Annotated in this window: 13 protein-coding genes; all 13 read left to right on the top strand. The window is 42.2% G+C overall.

The genetic code is table 11. The features are described from left to right. Window positions 1-17: 17 nt before the first annotated feature. The 13 genes from BLS32_RS03000 (at window position 18) to BLS32_RS02940 (ending at window position 17,107) form a co-directional block, all read left to right on the top strand. The gene (locus BLS32_RS03000; RefSeq protein WP_091391800.1) at window positions 18-1,508 is read left to right on the top strand and encodes an amino acid permease; all 1,491 of its coding nucleotides are present in this window, start codon (window positions 18-20) and stop codon (window positions 1,506-1,508) included. Window positions 1,509-1,742: 234 nt separating this feature from the next. Then, window positions 1,743-2,900: a homogentisate 1,2-dioxygenase gene (locus BLS32_RS02995; protein WP_091391799.1), complete on the top strand. Its 1,158-nt coding sequence runs from the start codon at window positions 1,743-1,745 to the stop codon at window positions 2,898-2,900. A 170-nt stretch (window positions 2,901-3,070) separates the two neighbouring features. Continuing rightward, window positions 3,071-4,231: a 4-hydroxyphenylpyruvate dioxygenase gene (gene hppD / locus BLS32_RS02990; RefSeq protein WP_091391798.1), complete on the top strand. Its 1,161-nt coding sequence runs from the start codon at window positions 3,071-3,073 to the stop codon at window positions 4,229-4,231. A gap of 290 nt (window positions 4,232-4,521) precedes the next feature. Further along, window positions 4,522-5,301 carry a DUF3108 domain-containing protein gene (locus BLS32_RS02985; RefSeq protein WP_091392401.1) on the top strand — a complete coding sequence of 260 codons (780 nt, stop codon included), beginning with the start codon at window positions 4,522-4,524 and terminating at the stop codon, window positions 5,299-5,301. Then, window positions 5,301-6,233 (top strand): tryptophan 2,3-dioxygenase family protein, encoded by a 933-nt coding sequence (locus BLS32_RS02980; protein WP_091391797.1) that lies wholly within the window; start codon window positions 5,301-5,303, stop codon window positions 6,231-6,233. The genes BLS32_RS02985 and BLS32_RS02980 overlap by 1 nt, the downstream gene beginning before the upstream one ends. Before the next feature lie 15 nt (window positions 6,234-6,248). Next, window positions 6,249-7,484, top strand: a complete 1,236-nt coding sequence (locus tag BLS32_RS02975; RefSeq protein ID WP_091391796.1) for a M23 family metallopeptidase — start codon at window positions 6,249-6,251, stop codon at window positions 7,482-7,484. A gap of 297 nt (window positions 7,485-7,781) precedes the next feature. Next, the gene (gene pgi / locus BLS32_RS02970) at window positions 7,782-9,425 is read left to right on the top strand and encodes a glucose-6-phosphate isomerase (protein ID WP_091391795.1); all 1,644 of its coding nucleotides are present in this window, start codon (window positions 7,782-7,784) and stop codon (window positions 9,423-9,425) included. 84 nt (window positions 9,426-9,509) lie between these two features. Further along, complete coding sequence (locus BLS32_RS02965; RefSeq protein ID WP_091391794.1) at window positions 9,510-9,950, top strand: hypothetical protein; 441 nt, start codon at window positions 9,510-9,512, stop codon at window positions 9,948-9,950. Between the two features lie 394 nt (window positions 9,951-10,344). Further along, complete coding sequence (locus BLS32_RS18675) at window positions 10,345-10,710, top strand: septal ring lytic transglycosylase RlpA family protein (protein ID WP_245699323.1); 366 nt, start codon at window positions 10,345-10,347, stop codon at window positions 10,708-10,710. Between the two features lie 139 nt (window positions 10,711-10,849). After that, window positions 10,850-11,335, top strand: a complete 486-nt coding sequence (locus BLS32_RS02955; protein ID WP_091391792.1) for a GbsR/MarR family transcriptional regulator — start codon at window positions 10,850-10,852, stop codon at window positions 11,333-11,335. A gap of 17 nt (window positions 11,336-11,352) precedes the next feature. Then, window positions 11,353-12,507: an efflux RND transporter periplasmic adaptor subunit gene (locus BLS32_RS02950; protein ID WP_091391791.1), complete on the top strand. Its 1,155-nt coding sequence runs from the start codon at window positions 11,353-11,355 to the stop codon at window positions 12,505-12,507. A 6-nt stretch (window positions 12,508-12,513) separates the two neighbouring features. Further along, on the top strand, window positions 12,514-15,720 hold the full coding sequence (locus BLS32_RS02945; RefSeq protein WP_091391790.1) for an efflux RND transporter permease subunit: 3,207 nt from the start codon (window positions 12,514-12,516) through the stop codon (window positions 15,718-15,720). Continuing rightward, window positions 15,704-17,107, top strand: a complete 1,404-nt coding sequence (locus BLS32_RS02940; RefSeq protein ID WP_091391789.1) for an efflux transporter outer membrane subunit — start codon at window positions 15,704-15,706, stop codon at window positions 17,105-17,107. Before BLS32_RS02945 ends, BLS32_RS02940 begins: the two co-directional genes overlap by 17 nt. The last annotated feature ends 216 nt before the right edge of the window (window positions 17,108-17,323 follow it).

The following is a 17,323-nucleotide window of genomic DNA, read 5'->3' as shown; positions in this document are numbered from 1 at the left end:
AATTTAAAACAAATTATATGTCTATTTGGAAAAGAAAACCGCTTCACCTTTTGCTTGCGGAAGCTTCAGAATCTGAAAAAGGATTAAAAAGAACCTTGACTGCCTGGTCGTTAGTCGCCCTTGGAATTGGCGCGATCATTGGCGCCGGATTGTTTGTTCGTACAGCAACTGCTGCTGCGCAAAATGCCGGTCCATCTGTAACCATAGGATTTATCGTGGCTGCAATCGGTTGTGCTTTGGCAGGATTGTGTTATGCCGAATTGTCTTCTTCAATCCCGATTTCCGGTAGTGCATATACGTATACTTATGCCACAATGGGCGAATTGCTCGCGTGGATCATTGGCTGGGATTTGATTCTAGAATATGCCGTAGGTGCGGCCACTGTTGGAATCGCATGGAGCGAATACCTCAATAATTTACTGGTCAATGTGCTGCATACGAGTCCGATTCCGTATGCGCTTTCGCACTCGCCGTTTCAAACGTCCGCAACAGGAGAACACGGAATGATCAATTTACCTGCCTTTTTTATTGTGGCTGTGATTAGTTTGTTGTTGATCAGAGGAACCAAAGAATCAGCATTTGTAAACGGATTGATCGTGATTGTAAAAGTAGCGATTGTAGTTTTGATCATTATTTTCGGATGGAGCTTCATCAATCCTGCAAATCATACACCTTATATTCCTCAAAATTCTGTGTTTGTAGACGAACACGGCGTAGGCCATCATTTTGGCGGAATTATGGGTATTCTAGGTGCTGCCGGAACCGTTTTCTTTGCATTCATTGGATTTGACGCAGTAAGTACGGCTGCGCAGGAAACCAAAAACCCGAAACGCGATATGCCAATTGGAATTTTAGGCTCGTTGGCCGTTTGTACGGTTTTATATATTTTGTTTGCACACGTTTTAACCGGACTCGAATCGGTAGAATTTTTCAGGACTGGCGGAAAAGAAGCTTCAGTTGCCAATGCGATTACGTCTGCAATGGGCGCAAATTATGAGTGGCTGGCGCAGTTTGTAACGGTGGCGATTTTATTCGGATTTACATCTGTGATTTTAGTAATGTTATTAGGCCAATCAAGGGTTTTCTACGCGATGGGCAACGACGGATTGCTGCCACGGGCTTTCGGGCATCTGCATCCAAAATACAAAACGCCTTATAAAGCGAATCTTGTAATTTTAGTAATTGTTGGATTGTTCGCAGCGTTCATTCCCGGAGATATTGTGGGCGATATGACGAGTATCGGAACTTTATTTGCATTTATTTTAGTTTGTATTTCGGTGATCGTTTTGAGAAAAACACAACCGGATATGAAGCGTGAATTTAAGGCGCCATTGTCAGATTATAAACTTCCCATCGTTCCGGTTTTGGGCGTGATCGTATGCCTTGCGATGATCTACGGATTGGGCTGGACAAACTGGCTTCGTTTGATCGCATGGTTATTAATTGGTTTCGTAATTTATTTTGGATACAGCCGAAGAAACAGCCGATTGAACAACCCTGACAAATAAGATTTTTAAAATATCTGAAAAGGCATTAATAATGAAAATTGTTAATGCCTTTTTTGTATTTATAAATAATTCACAATAAAGAATCCATAAAATTAAATTTTTCCGATATTTGTGTATATGAAACCTTTCTGGACTGATTTATTGTCACATCTCAAATTCCTCATCAAGAGAAATCCGGAATGATGGAATCGTGGCTATCTTAAATTGCAACTCACAATTCCTAAATTTCACATCATGCCAATATACCACAAACTTGGAAAATTTCCGCAAAAGCGCCACACGCAGTTTGAAAAGCCCGGCGGCGGATTCTACTACGAACAGCTTTTCGGAACAGAAGGATTTCATGGAAATTCCTCGCTTTCGTATCATATTCACAGGCCAACGCAGGTCAAGGAAATCAAAGCTTCTTATTCGGTTGAACCGAAAATTGCAATCGGGAAAAATATCAAAGCACTGCTATTTAAAGGTTTCGAACTAAAGCCTGAAGCCGATTTTCTAGACAGCAGAAAAGCGATGCTAGTCAATAAAGATTGTACCATCGGATTGGCCGCGCCTCAAGAATCGCTTAGTACATATTTCTACAAGAACGCAGATGCCGACGAAATGCTTTTCATCCATAAAGGAAAAGGAAAATTACGTACCATGCTCGGAAACCTTGACTTCGAATACGGCGATTACTTAATTATTCCGCGCGGCGTTATCTATCAAATCGATTTTGAAACTTCTGAAAACCGCATTTTTTATGTCGAATCTTTCGCGCCATTTTATACGCCAAAGCGCTACAAAAACTCCTCAGGCCAGCATTTAGAGCATTCGCCGTTTTGCGAGCGCGATTTTAAATTGCCAACCGAACTCGAAACGCACGATGAAAAAGGCGATTTCCTGATCAAAATTAAAAAAGAAGGCATGATTCACGAAGTCGTTTATGCGACGCATCCGTTTGACGTCATTGGCTGGGATGGTTATAATTTTCCTTACGGATTTTCGATCCACAACTTCGAACCGATAACCGGGCGTGTACACCAGCCACCGCCGGTTCATCAAACATTTGAAACTTCAACTTTCGTTGTATGTTCCTTCTGTCCGAGGTTGTATGATTACCATCCGAAAGCCATTCCGGCGCCTTACAACCACAGCAACATCGACAGCGATGAGGTCTTGTATTATGTAGACGGTGATTTTATGTCGCGAAATAATATCGAACAAGGCCATATTACACTGCATCCGAAAGGCATTCCACACGGACCGGCGCCAGGCGCAATGGAACGCAGCATTGGAAAAACCGTTACGGAAGAATTGGCAGTAATGGTTGATACGTTCCGTCCGCTGCAGGTTACCGAAATCGCAATGGGATTGGATGATGGAAAGTATTACCAGTCGTGGTTGGAATAATTCAATGTGTCAATCCTGTCATTTCGACGCAGGAGAAATCTCAAGTCACGTAATGGATATCGGATGATGAGATTTCTCTTTCGTCGAAATGACAAAAAGGAGAAATGACAAATGTCAGATTAAAACAAACAAAAACATTCGGATGATTTCCGAAATAAAAAATAAACATTATGTCAAAAGAGATAAAAAACGTAGAATACGGACTCGAAAAAATATTCGAAGGCGCACAGGATTTCCTGCCTTTATTAGGAACAGATTATGTCGAATTGTACGTCGGCAACGCCAAACAGGCAGCACATTTCTACAAAACCGCTTTCGGTTACCAGTCATTGGCTTACGCCGGATTGGAAACTGGCGTTCGCGACCGTGCATCTTATGTGTTGAAACAAGACAAAATCCGATTGGTGTTGACCACGCCATTAAATGAAGATTCGCCAATTAATCTCCATCTTAAAAAACACGGAGATGGCGTAAAAGTAGCTGCGTTATGGGTCGAAGACGCCCGAAGCGCATTTGAAGAAACTGTAAAACGCGGCGCTGTTCCGTTTATGGAGCCAACGGTTGAAAGCGATGAATTTGGAGAAGTGGTGCGTTCCGGAATTTACACTTACGGAGAAACCGTCCATATTTTTGTCGAACGAAAAAACTACAACGGTGTCTTTCTTCCCGGCTATAAGGAATGGAAAACTGATTACAATCCCACGCCAACCGGCTTGAAATACATCGACCACATGGTTGGAAATGTAGGCTGGGGCGAAATGAACACTTGGGTAAAATGGTATGAAGATGTCATGGGATTTGTAAATTTCCTGTCATTCGACGACAAACAAATCAATACCGAATATTCGGCTTTGATGAGTAAAGTGATGTCAAACGGAAACGGACGCATCAAATTTCCGATCAACGAACCCGCAGAAGGCAAGAAAAAGTCACAAATTGAAGAATATCTTGATTTTTATGGCGGACCCGGAATCCAGCACATCGCCATTGCAACCGATGACATTATTAAAACCGTTTCCGAATTAAAATCCCGAGGCGTCGAATTTTTATCTGCGCCGCCGCATTCTTATTATGAAGCGATTCCCGAAAGGCTTGGCGCGCACATGGACATGATGAAAGAAGATTTATCAGAAATTGAAAAACTCGCCATTATGGTCGATGCCGATGAGGAAGGTTATCTGTTACAGATCTTTACAAAACCGGTTCAGGATCGCCCGACACTGTTTTTTGAAATTATCCAGCGCATGGGAGCCAAAGGTTTTGGTGCTGGAAACTTCAAAGCGCTTTTCGAATCCATTGAAAGAGAGCAAGAAAAACGCGGAACTTTATAAAAAGTATTCAAAAATTGCATTATGTGTAATTTTACCATCCTTGTAGTTGTAAAGTTTACAAAAGTTGTGTTAAAGTTAGATATTCACTAAAAATAACACAATGTTTGATATACTTTTGTACTCGCAAAAAGAGAAGGAGTGGTTTCCTTCGATTTTTATATAAATTTTCATAATTTATAGTTTTTTGGTTGGTTAATAGCATAAAAACCCGGTCATTAATTTGACTGGGTTTTTTTGTTTTTATACATTTGGAATGAAAATTGCTTTCGGGGTGTCAAAAAATGAAAAGAATGAAAAAAGGACTGATTTTTTTATTGATTATTGCAGCTTTTGGTTTTAGCACACCACAAAAAGAACGCGCTTTTGATGTAGGCGAATGGTTCAAATTCAGGATTCATTACGGATTGGTAAACGCAGGATATGCAACGCTTGAAGTCCAGGAAGCGGTTCGAAATAACAAAAAAGTATACCACGCGATAGGGAAAGGTTACACGACCGGAATGTCAAGATTTTTCTTTAAAGTGGATGATACTTATGAAAGTTTTTTCGACAAGGAAACCGGAGTTCCATACCAATTCGTCCGTAAAATAGACGAAGGCGGCTATACCAAAAACCAGGAAGGCTTTTTCAATCAGGCGACCAATAAAATCCTGGTTAAAGATTACAAACACAAAACCGAATCTACTTACGGCTTTCCCGACAATACCCAGGACATTATGTCCACTTTTTATTACCTCAGAAATTATCCGACAATTGACAAATTAAAAGTTGGAGAATCTGTCATGATCGACATGTTTTTCGATGGCGAAACCACGAAGTTTAAGTTAAAATTTATTGGCACCGAAGATTTATCGACTAAATTTGGCGTCGTTCCAACGATGGTTTTCAGGCCTTACGTACAATCCGGAAGGGTTTTTAAGGAACAGGAAAGTTTAACCGTTTGGATTTCAGATGACGACAATAAAATACCGGTTGCCATCAAAGCGAGCCTCGCCGTCGGATCTATTAAAGCCGACCTAGACGCATTCAAAGGCCTTAAATATTCCTTTAAGGTAAAAGCAAAACCATAATGAACATTACAGAACATACTACAAACCTCTTACAGGAACTGGATTCGAAATTCCACGACATCGGACAAAAAACCGACACGCATCTCGAAGGATTGCTTTGGTCAAAGCCAATAACTTACTGGGATTACATTCAAACCGATGTGCTTCTAAACCTTCAAACCCAAAGAACGACATTGCCAGACGAAATGGTATTTATCATGTACCATCAGGTGAATGAACTGCTGTTTAAAATGATCCTGTGGGAAATTAATCAGATTTGTCATACTGAAAGGCCAGAAACGGCTTTCTTTACCGAAAGATTGATGCGCATCAGCCGTTATTTCGACATGCTCACGACGTCTTTCGATATTATGGGCGACGGAATGGAAGTGGAGCAATATATGAAATTCCGAAATACTTTAACACCAGCCAGCGGTTTCCAAAGCGCACAATACCGATTGATCGAATTTGCTTCCTGCGATCTGATCAACTTAATCGATTACCGTTTCCGCGCGACGATTGACAGAAATACGCCATACGATCACGCTTTCGAGCATTTGTATTGGCAAGCAGCTGGAAAAGACCACAAAACCGGCGAAAAATCATACCTGATTTTAGAATTCGAACGCAAATACAAAGCGTCATTCCTGCGCCATATGGAAGAATACAACACCATCAACCTCTGGCAAAAATTCAAGCAACTTCCTGAACCCGACCAGAAAAACCCCGAACTCATCAAAGCCATGCGCCACTACGACCATACTGTAAATATTACTTGGGTTATGGGCCATTTGAATGCTGCCAGAAAATACATTGACAGTGGACAAGGCAACGGTGAAGCAACCGGCGGGAGCGACTGGAAAAAATACATGCATCCCAAATACCAGCGCCGCATCTTTTTCCCGGAATTGTGGAGTGAAGACGAACTCAAAAACTGGGGCGAAGAAAAATAAACCAAAAAATACAGTTTGAAAAAAATAGCCGCATTCATCATCGTTTTAATCACGCTGGTTTCCTGCAACAACAAATCCGACGAGGATAGAACCGTTGAAGAAATTTACGTGAAGCAGCCGGTTGTAGAACAATTTGGATTCAAATTCAACGAGTTCAACGTCGTGCATGATACCGTTCGCGGCGGCGATACTTTTGGCAGCATTTTAGACGGACAAAATTTAGATACTTTACGTGTTTACGATATTGTAGAAAAAATAAAAAATGAGTTTGATGTGCGCACCATTCGCGTTGGAAAACCTTATACTTTTTTAAGATCCAAAGATCGCTATAAAAAGCTTGAAGTGTTCATTTACCAACAAGATCGCGGCAGTTATTATGTTGTCGATTTGCGCGATTCGATTTCGGCCTACAAAAAAATCCGTCCGGTTTTGGTGAAGCAAAGAACAATTGCCGGAAGCCTTGACGGTTCACTTTCCGAAGAACTCAACAAGCAAAAGGTAGACGTGGCATTGGCCAGCCAGATTACAAAAGTATACGCCTGGTCGATCGATTTCTTCAAACTCAAAAGAGGTGATAAATTCGGGATTACCTTTACAGAAAGATACATTGACGATTCCATTTACGATGGCGTTGACAGTCTAAAAGCTGCGTTTTTCGAATACAAAGGCAAAATGATCTATGCGTTTCCATTCGAACAAAACCAAGGTTCGGGCAAACTCGAATATTTTGATGAAGACGGAAAAGCACTAAAGAATTTCTTCCTAAAAGCACCGCTCAAGTACGTAAACATCACGTCTCATTATACCCAGCACCGTTTTCATCCAGTACAGCAAATCTGGAAAGCGCACAAAGGAACCGATTATGCCGCGCCAACGGGAACGCCAATCATGACAACCGCTTCAGGTGTTGTCGAACAAACCGGATTTACTGCAGGTAATGGGAATTTCGTCAAAGTCAAACACGACCGAACGTATTCCACACAATATTTACACATGTCAAAAATCCTCGTCCGACGTGGCCAGCGCGTCAATCAGGGCGATGTCATCGGACGTGTTGGAAGTACAGGATTGGCGACCGGGCCGCATGTGTGTTACCGTTTCTGGAAAAACGGCGTGCAGGTTGATGCGCTCAAACTCAAGCTTCCAAATTCGGAACCCATGGACAAGCGCAATCTGCCAAGGTTCCTATCCGAAATGAAACCATTGAAACAGGAACTGGATAGCCTGGCTGCAGTAAAATTCAAAAAATAAGTTGTCTAAATTTTACAGTTTACCATTAAGGAATTAAGTTAAATTAAGCCTTAATGTTTCTTAATTCCTTAATGGTTTAACTTTTTATTTTTTTCAGGAGCCAATCCCGCTCTCATTGCAATTTTTTTGTCAAAATGATTTGTTTTAATGCCTAAAAAGTAGCTTCCTGCGGTCGCTCTTTTAAGCCAAAAAACAATATCATTTCATCCTGCAAAATTTCCACTTCGATCAGGGCTAAACTTAACCGCAACTTAACAACATTAATTGTAAATTTGCATCTACAAAAATCAAGAAATAATGGCATTACAAAATACAAATCCCACGCAAACCGCAGCTTGGGAAAAATTACAGCAGCATTATAACCAAATCGAAAAATCGAACATGAAAGAATTGTTCGAACAAGACCCAAAAAGGGCAGAGAAATTCCACCTGCAATGGAACAATTTCCTGATCGATTATTCAAAGAACATCATCACCCAGGAAACCATCGACCTATTATTGCAACTTGCAAATGAAGCCGGCCTTCCCGATGCCATGACCAAATTTTTCGAAGGCGACACGATCAACCAAACGGAAAACCGCGCGGTATTGCACACCGCATTACGCGCTCCTGAATCGGCAAACATCAAAGCGGATGGCGAGAACGTCATTCCGGAAGTCTACGAAGTCAAAAATAAAATCAAACGTTTTTCATCCGAAATCATCAACGGAACCCGCAAAGGTTTCACCGGAAAAAATTTCACTGATGTCGTAAATATCGGAATCGGAGGTTCAGATCTTGGGCCTGTTATGGTTGTTGAAGCGCTTAAATTCTACAAAAATCAGCTTAATGTTCATTTCGTTTCAAACATCGACGGCGATCACGTTCACGAAACCATCAAAACTCTAAATCCTGAAACGACTTTATTCGTTATTGTTTCCAAAACGTTTACAACTCAGGAAACGTTGACCAATTCTGAAACGATCCGTGAATGGTTTTTGAAATCTGCCAAAAAAGAAGACGTCGCGAAACACTTCGTTGCGGTTTCTACCAATATTAAAAAAGTAACCGAATTCGGGATAGCTGAAGACAATATTTTTCCAATGTGGGATTGGGTTGGCGGCCGTTATTCACTGTGGAGCGCCGTAGGATTATCGATCGCGCTTGCTGTCGGATTCGGAAATTTCGACAAATTACTGAAAGGCGCAAACGAAATGGACGAACATTTTAAAACGACGCCATTTGAGAAAAATCTACCGGTAACTTTGGCTTTGCTAAGCATTTGGTACAACAATTTCTTTGGTGCAGAAACCGAAGCTTTGATTCCGTATTCTCAATACCTGCACAGGCTTCCGGCTTATTTGCAACAGGGAACGATGGAAAGCAACGGAAAAAGTGTGGATCGCAACGGAAAAGCATTGGACTATGAATCGGGAACAATCATTTGGGGCGAACCGGGAACGAATTCGCAGCATGCCTTTTTTCAATTGATTCATCAAGGAACAAAATTGATCCCGACGGATTTCGTTGGATTTGTGAAACCGTTATACGGTGACCAGGACCATCACGACAAGTTGATGTCGAATTATTTCGCACAAACCGAAGCATTGATGAACGGAAAAACTGAAGCGCAAGTCCGTGCTGAATTCGCCAAAAGCAACCTTTCAGAAAAAGAAGCCGATTTCCTTGCGCCATTTAAAGTATTCACAGGAAACAATCCTACAAATAGCATTTTAATCGATCAATTGACACCGGAAACTCTAGGTTCATTGGTCGCGTTATATGAGCATAAAATTTTCGTTCAAGGCATCATCTGGAATATTTTTAGCTTCGACCAATGGGGTGTTGAACTTGGAAAACAACTAGCCAGTTCAATTTTAGAAGAAATCAATTCCAAAACCGTCAAAAATCACGACAGTTCTACAACGTTCTTATTGAACTATTTTTTGAAAAACAAGTAATTTTAAACCATTCTATATTTGAAGCCTTGCAGCAATGTGAGGCTTTTTTTACTTATATTTGAGGTTCAAAAAAAACTAAACATCATGTACGAATTTATTCTGAAAGCACATTCAGGCTGGGCTTACGTTGTTTTGCTGACTTTAATAATCACGGTAATCAACTCACTTGTAGGCATTTCATCTAAAGAACCTTTTGGCCCAAAAGACAGAAGAATCGCTTTGTTCGGGCTCATCACTACACACGTCCAGTTTCTGATTGCGATGATTTTGTACTTTACTTCGCCACTCGGATTTTCTAAAATAAGGGAATTGGGAATGGGAACAGTTATGAAAAATCCTGAACTGAGGTTGACGGTAATCGAGCATCCATTTATTAATTTAATCGCAATCGTCCTGATCACAATCGGATGGTCGACTCATAAAAGAGCGACTGAAAGTCCGGCAAAATTCAAAAAAATAGCCATTTTCTACGCACTCGGATTGCTGCTGATTTTAAGCAGGATACCTTGGAGCCATTGGATTTAATTCAAACGAAAAGCCTTACAATAGGGCTTTTTTTCATTTAGGAACAGTATTTGTTAAAAACCGCGCCTGAACCAAAATACAGCTTATGAAATACAAAAAAATATTTTTTCTGTTATTTACCCTTTTGACATTTGCCAATGGCTTTTCGCAAAAGAAAAAAACTTCAGATAAAGCCAAAGCAGTTGTAGAAAAAACAGAAGTTTCGAATACAAAAAAAACAGCTGATAAAGCAGAGGCAATTTCGGATAAAAAAACTATAACAACCGACAAATTAACATCAGCAAAGCCAACAGAAGCAGATAAAAAAGCCGCAGAAAATGCAAAAATCCTTGCTGCTACGGATAAAAAACTTTCCATTACTTCAAAAATTGCCCCGCCAGCAGATACTACAGCATTGGCAGCAGCCAAACCAAATCAGGCCACACTCGATAGTCTCGCAAATACCAGACGAAAGTTCAAAGCTTTCAAGAAAAGCGTGCATGTTTCTTATTATCATGATAAATTCAACGGCAAAAGAACCGCAAGCGGAATCAAATTCGACAACCAGAAATATACTGCAGCACACCGGAAATTTCCATTCGGAACCAAAGTAAAAATCACAAATCCAGCAAATGGCAGATTCGTAATTGTTGAAGTTCAGGATCGTGGCCCATTTACGCGAGGCAGGGAAATTGACATCACAAAAAGAGCTTTCATGGAACTGGTCGACAACAAGAATACAGGCGGATTAACCGTGAATATTGAAGTAGAAGACAAATAACACTACATATAACTTAATGAAACCGGCTTTATCGCCGGTTTTTTACGAAATCGATTTAGCCATTATTTAACAATTATTTAAGTTCGCTTGGTTCGGTTGTAAACGAACTAGAAGTATCTTTGTGTCTAAATTTTAAAAAATGGACATCCAAAAAGAGAAAGAGGAACTTATCGAAATGTTTGGGATTCACTTTGAAACCGTGCACCATCTTCCACCGCTTGCTTCCAGGATTTTAGGAATTTTGATCGTTGATGGCAGCAAATTCGAAATCACTTTCGAATCGCTTGTCGAGCAGACAAACGCCAGCAAAAGTTCGGTTTCTACAAGCCTGAACCTGCTGCTAAAACTGGGTAACATCACTTATTATACTTTGCCCGGCGATCGTAAGAAATATTACCGCCCGTCGCCTTTCAGCGAGCGAATGTTGAATTACGTCAAGATCATCGGTTTTGAAAAAGAGATCATCAAGCGAATGATGTCTTATCGGCAAAAAACAGCCACTACTACTGCCGAACTCGACAACCTCGAACACACCAAAGAATACGAACGGCACGTCCTTCAAATGGAAGAACTGCTGCTTCGGACCATCAAAAAATTTAAAGAAATAGAAAAAAATAAATCCTAACACCAATCCATACGCACATGAGAACGACATCAATCGCCAGCACACTTTTAGGAATGCTTTTTTTAGCTTCCTGCGGAAAAAAAGACGATCAGGCTGCACAAGCCGCTGCTGCGCAACCCAAAGAATATAAAGTTGTAGCACTGCAGCCGATGACTTCAACCTTATATGCCGATTATCCGGCGAGTATCCAAGGCCAGCAAAATATAGAAATCCGCCCTCGTGTCGAAGGATATATCGACAAGATTTATGTTGATGAAGGCGCCGTTGTAAAAAAAGGGCAGCCGTTATTCAAGATCAGCGCACCGCAGTACGAGCAGGAAGTCAGGACAGCGACCGCAAGCATCAAAAGCGCCGAAGCCGATGTGAGCGCTGCAAAACTCGCGATTAACAAAGTAAAACCGCTGGTTGAAAAAGAAATCATCAGCAAATACGACCTCGAATCGGCGCAATACAATTATGAAGCTGCCATGGCAACATTGGACCAGGCCAAAGCCAGCCTGGCAAACGCAAGGACGAATCTTGGTTACACGACTGTAGAAAGTCCGGTGAATGGTGTAGTGGGATCAATTCCGTTTCGTCTCGGAAGTTTGGTAAGTTCTGCAAATGCAGATCCGCTGACGACCGTTTCAAGCATCGGAAACGTGTATGCATACTTCGCATTCAATGAAAAGCAATTGCTTGGTTTTACAAAAGACAGTTCAGGCACACTGGCACAGAAAATCGCAAAACTTCCTGAAGTGTCGATGTTGCTTTCCGACGGATCGCTTTACGCAGAAAAAGGAAAAATCGAAACCATTAACGGATTGATCAATACCGAAACCGGATCTGTAAACATCAGGGCGCGTTTCCCAAATCAAAAAGGCATTATCCGAAGCGGAAGCAGCACCAAAGTCAGGATTCCACAAGAAGTGAAAAACGTCATCATCATTCCGCAAAGCGCTACGTTCGAATTGCAGGACAAGCGTTTTGCAGCCGTTGTCGATAAAAACGGAAAAACGAAAAACACCGTAATTACAGTACTTGACAATACGATCGGTAACTTTTATGTAGTTGAAAGCGGACTCAAAGCGGGCGACCAGATCGTTCTCGAAGGGGTTGCAAATCTTAAAGACGAAACCCAGATCAAACCCAAAATGGAAAGCGCAGAAACCGTTTATGCAACCTTAAAATAATCAAAGATGTTTAAAAAATTCATACAACGCCCGGTACTTTCCACGGTTATTTCGGTCATCGTGGTAATATTGGGTATTTTAGGGTTAACGGCGCTTCCGATCGCACAATATCCCGACATTGCGCCGCCACAGGTCAACGTTTCCGCCAGTTATTCGGGTGCGAATGCTGATGTGGTCTTGAAAAGCATCAACATTCCGCTTGAAGAGCAAATTAACGGTGTCGAGAACATGACGTATATGACTTCGTCTGCCACAAATGACGGGACAGCGTCTATTAGGGTGTTTTTTAAAGTGGGGACCAATCCCGATCTTGCCGCAGTAAACGTACAAAACCGTGTTTCCAGGGCGACAAGCCTTTTGCCAGCCGAAGTGACACAGGCCGGAGTTACCGTAACCAAAAGCCAGAGCAGTAATTTATTGATCGTTTCTTTATATAGTGAAGACAAGGGTTATGACCAGACATTTTTGCAGAATTATGTAAAGATCAATCTGGTTCCGCAAATCCAAAGGGTAACAGGAGTCGGTGAAGTTACGGTTTTTGGCAGCAAGGATTATTCGATGCGGATTTGGCTCAAGCCCGATGTGATGAAGCAATACGGATTAATTCCGAGTGATATTTCAGCCGCATTGGCAGAGCAGAACATCGAAGCCGCGCCAGGGAAATTTGGTGAAAACGGAAACCAGGCGTTTCAATATGTCATCAAATATAAAGGCCGTTTGGTCAGCGAATCGGAATTTGAGAACATTATCGTAAAATCACAATCAAACGGGCAATTCCTACGGTTGAAAGATGTTGCAAAAGTCGAATTGGGTTCCCTAACCTATTCCTCAACAACACGCACAAATGGTTTGCAATCGGTTGGTTTTGCAGTCAGCCAGACTCCGGGATCGAACGCGCGTGATGTCATCAACGAATCCAAAAAAATCATTGCCGAAGCCTCAAAAACATTCCCGAAAGGAATTAAATATACCGAGCTAATCAATGTCAACGACAACCTCGATGCCTCGATTGAAAAAGTAATCCACACGCTGATCGAAGCATTTATACTCGTATTCATCGTGGTTTTTATTTTCCTTCAGGATTTCAGGTCAACTTTAATTCCGGCGATTGCGGTTCCGGTTGCGATCGTAGGAACGTTTTTCTTCCTGAACCTTTTTGGATTTACGATTAACTTATTGACGCTTTTTGCACTTGTACTTGCAATCGGGATTGTCGTCGATGATGCGATTGTCGTCGTCGAGGCCGTGCACGCGAAGCTCGATGCCGGCTATAAATCTTCAAGAAAAGCCTCGATTGATGCGATGAATGAAATATCCGGTGCGATCATTTCGATTACGCTTGTCATGGCGGCGGTATTTATTCCGGTGACATTTATTACAGGTTCTACCGGAGTTTTCTACAAACAATTCGGGATCACGCTTGCAGTAGCGATTATCTTATCTGCCGTAAACGCGTTAACGCTGAGTCCGGCGCTTTGTGCGCTATTGCTGAAACCGCATGCCGATGACCACAAACACAAAGGTTTCATGCAGCGTTTTTATACTGCTTTCAACGTGTCTTTTGAAAAAGTGACGGGAAAATACAAACGTTCGGTAAAATTCCTATCCCTTAAAAAATGGATTGTTGTGGTGTCAATTTTAGTCGCTTCAGCAGCGTTATTTTATATGATGAAAACCACACCGTCTGCATTTGTTCCTTCTGAAGATCAGGGTGTTGTTTTTGCCAATATCAGCCTGCCACCATCATCTTCGATGGAACGCTCTACGATTATCGCACAACAAGTCGACAGCATCGCCCATACTTTTCCGGAAGTAAAAACCACACTCCGAATCGTCGGGCAGAACTTTACGGCCGGAGCCGGAAGTGCTTACAGTATGGTAATCCTTAGACTCAAACCATGGGATCAGCGGAGCAAAAGCGTAGATGACATTATCAAAGAGCTGTTCATGAAAACCGGCGGAATCCGCGAAGCGAGTATTTTCTTCATTTCGCCTCCGACCATTCAGGGATTTGGGCAAAGCGGCGGATTTGAATTCCAGCTTCAGGACAAAGGCGGACATACGACAAATGAGTTTTTCAAAGTCAACACCGACTTTTTAGCGCAGCTCGCAAAACGCCCCGAAATTCAATATGCCACAACCTCTTTCAACCCGAATTTCCCACAATTTATGATGGAAATCAACCTTGAAAAATGTAAAGATGCAGGTGTCAGCGTCAATACGGTTTTGAGTACGATGCAGGGTTATTATGGCGGAATTTATGCTTCCAATTTCAATAAATTCGGTAAACAATACCGCGTCATGATCCAGGCTTCACCGGAATACCGTGAAAACCCCGAAGGGTTGAACAGCATTTTCGTTCGCAATTCAGCCGGAACGATGGCACCAATCACGGAGTTTGTGAAGATGAACCGCGTTTTCGGCCCTGAAGCCATCTCCCGATTCAACCTTTTTACATCGATTGGGGTAACAGGCGCGCCAAATACAGGTTACAGTTCGGGTGATGCGATCAAAGCGATCCAGGAAGTAGCCGCTGAAACATTGCCAGCAGGTTACGGGTATGAATTCTCTGGATTGACGCGTGAAGAATTGGCATCGGGAAGTGAAACAGCATTCATCTTTTTATTGTGCCTTATTTTCGTTTATTTCCTTTTGAGTGCACAGTATGAAAGTTATATTCTTCCGTTTGCGGTGCTTTTATCGTTGCCTTTCGGATTGGCTGGAGCTTATTTGTTCTCAATTATATTCAAACTGAACAGCAACATTTATTTACAGATTTCACTGATTATGTTAATCGGGCTTTTAGCCAAAAACGGAATTCTGATCGTCGAATTTGCACTCGACCGCAGGCGACAGGGATTGCCGATTTTACAGGCAGCGATTGAAGGTGCCGAAGCACGTTTCCGCCCGATTTTAATGACTTCATTTGCATTTATCTTCGGATTGATGCCGTTGATGTTTGCAAGCGGGGCGGGAGCTGTCGGAAATAAATCGATTGGAACCGGTGCGGTTGGCGGAATGCTTTTCGGAACCATCCTCGGAGTGTTTATCATTCCTGCCTTGTTTGTGATTTTCCAGACGTTACAGGAAAAACTCAGCGGCCCGGCAAAACCAACTTTCGATTACGATGATGAAAATGACATTCCGAAAGCGCCGGCTTTAAGTGAATCAAATCCTAACAATAATCCAGCAGATCATGATAAAGAGATATAAAAGCGTCATTTTTGGAAGCCTCGCAATAGCACTGTTGCTAAGTGCCTGCGTGACGCAAAAATACCAAACGCCAAAAGTGGCTTCCAATAATTTATACCGCGATGTACAAACGACCGATTCAACGACGATCGCAAAATTGCCATGGGAACAGCTTTTTTCAGATGAAAAACTCAAAGGCATTATCAAAAAAGGATTGGCACAAAATGCAGATCTGCAGAATGCGATACAAAACATTGTTCAGGCGCAGGCAACGTTGCGACAAAGCAAACTGGCTTATTATCCGTCACTGGATTTTAAAGCCGATGCAACAAGAAACCGGGCTTCGGATGCTGCACAGAATTTTCCTGCCGGAATCAATATCAATACGCTAACAGACACGTATCGCGCTTATTTGAGTACGTCGTGGGAAGCAGACATCTGGGGAAAAATCAGCAACAGCAAAAGAATGGCATTGGCTAGTTATTTAAGAACAGATGCTGCCAAACGCGCCGTGCAAACCCAATTGATCGCGAATATTGCCAATACGTATTACAATTTAATTGCACTTGACGAACAACTCAGGATCACGCAGCAAACGCTCGAAAGCCGCATCAAAAACGTTGAGGTTGTCAAAGCGTTGAAAGAAGGTGCGATCGTAAACGGCGCCGCTGTCGTACAAAGCGAAGCCAATCTATATGCAGCCGAAGTGGCGATCCCGGATTTAAAACAAAGCATCCGCGAGACAGAAAACGCGTTGAATATCTTACTTTCACAACCGCCAGGAACCATCGACAGAAATATGCTTGCAAGCGAAACCGTTCCTGAAAATCTTGCCACCGGCGTATCGGGGCAATTGCTCAAAAACCGCCCAGACGTTCAGGAAGCCGAATTTACGTTCAGGAATGCATTTGAAAATACCAACCTCGCGAAAACCTATTTCTATCCAAGCTTAACGCTAACAGCGAATGGCGGACTTTCGACTTTGCAGATAAGGGATTTCTTCGACCATTCGGTGTTTTATAGTATTGTGGGCGGACTCACGCAGCCGATTTTTAATCGTGGAGAAAACAAATCCCGATTGGCTGTAGCCAAATCACAACAGATTCAGGCTTACAACAACTTCCAGCAGACACTATTGATTGCAGGACAAGAAACTTCAAATGCATTGTTTTCGTACCAAATGGCGCAAGAAAAAAAGCAGGCGAGGATAAAACAAATCGACGCACTTCAAAAAGCAGTCGATTATACCCAGCAATTGCTGCAATATACTTCGACCACAAACTATACTGACGTGCTGACCTCAGAGCAAAGCCTTTTATCTGCCCAGCTTAGCGGCATCAACGACAGGTTGCAGGAATTGCAGGCGGTTGTTGAATTGTACCGCGCACTCGGCGGCGGTTGGCAGTAAGAAGATTTGATTTTTTAATTTGTGAAAAACCCATCGGAAGCATTTTCTGGTGGGTTTTTGTTTTGGCAAAACTTCAGCATATTAAATAAAAAGGTGGCTGAATACGTCATTGACGTGGTTTGATACGTTGTTCGACGTGGTTTGATACGTTGTTCGACGTGTTGAGGTACGTCTTTAGCGTAGTCAGATACGTCCAGCAACGTGGTTGGGTACGTC

This window comes from Flavobacterium noncentrifugens (assembly GCF_900100375.1).
In the GTDB taxonomy this organism is placed as follows: Bacteria; Bacteroidota; Bacteroidia; order Flavobacteriales; family Flavobacteriaceae; genus Flavobacterium; species Flavobacterium noncentrifugens.
The sequence above is the reverse complement of the archived record's forward strand: the minus strand, read 5'-3'. Positions and strand labels throughout refer to the sequence as shown.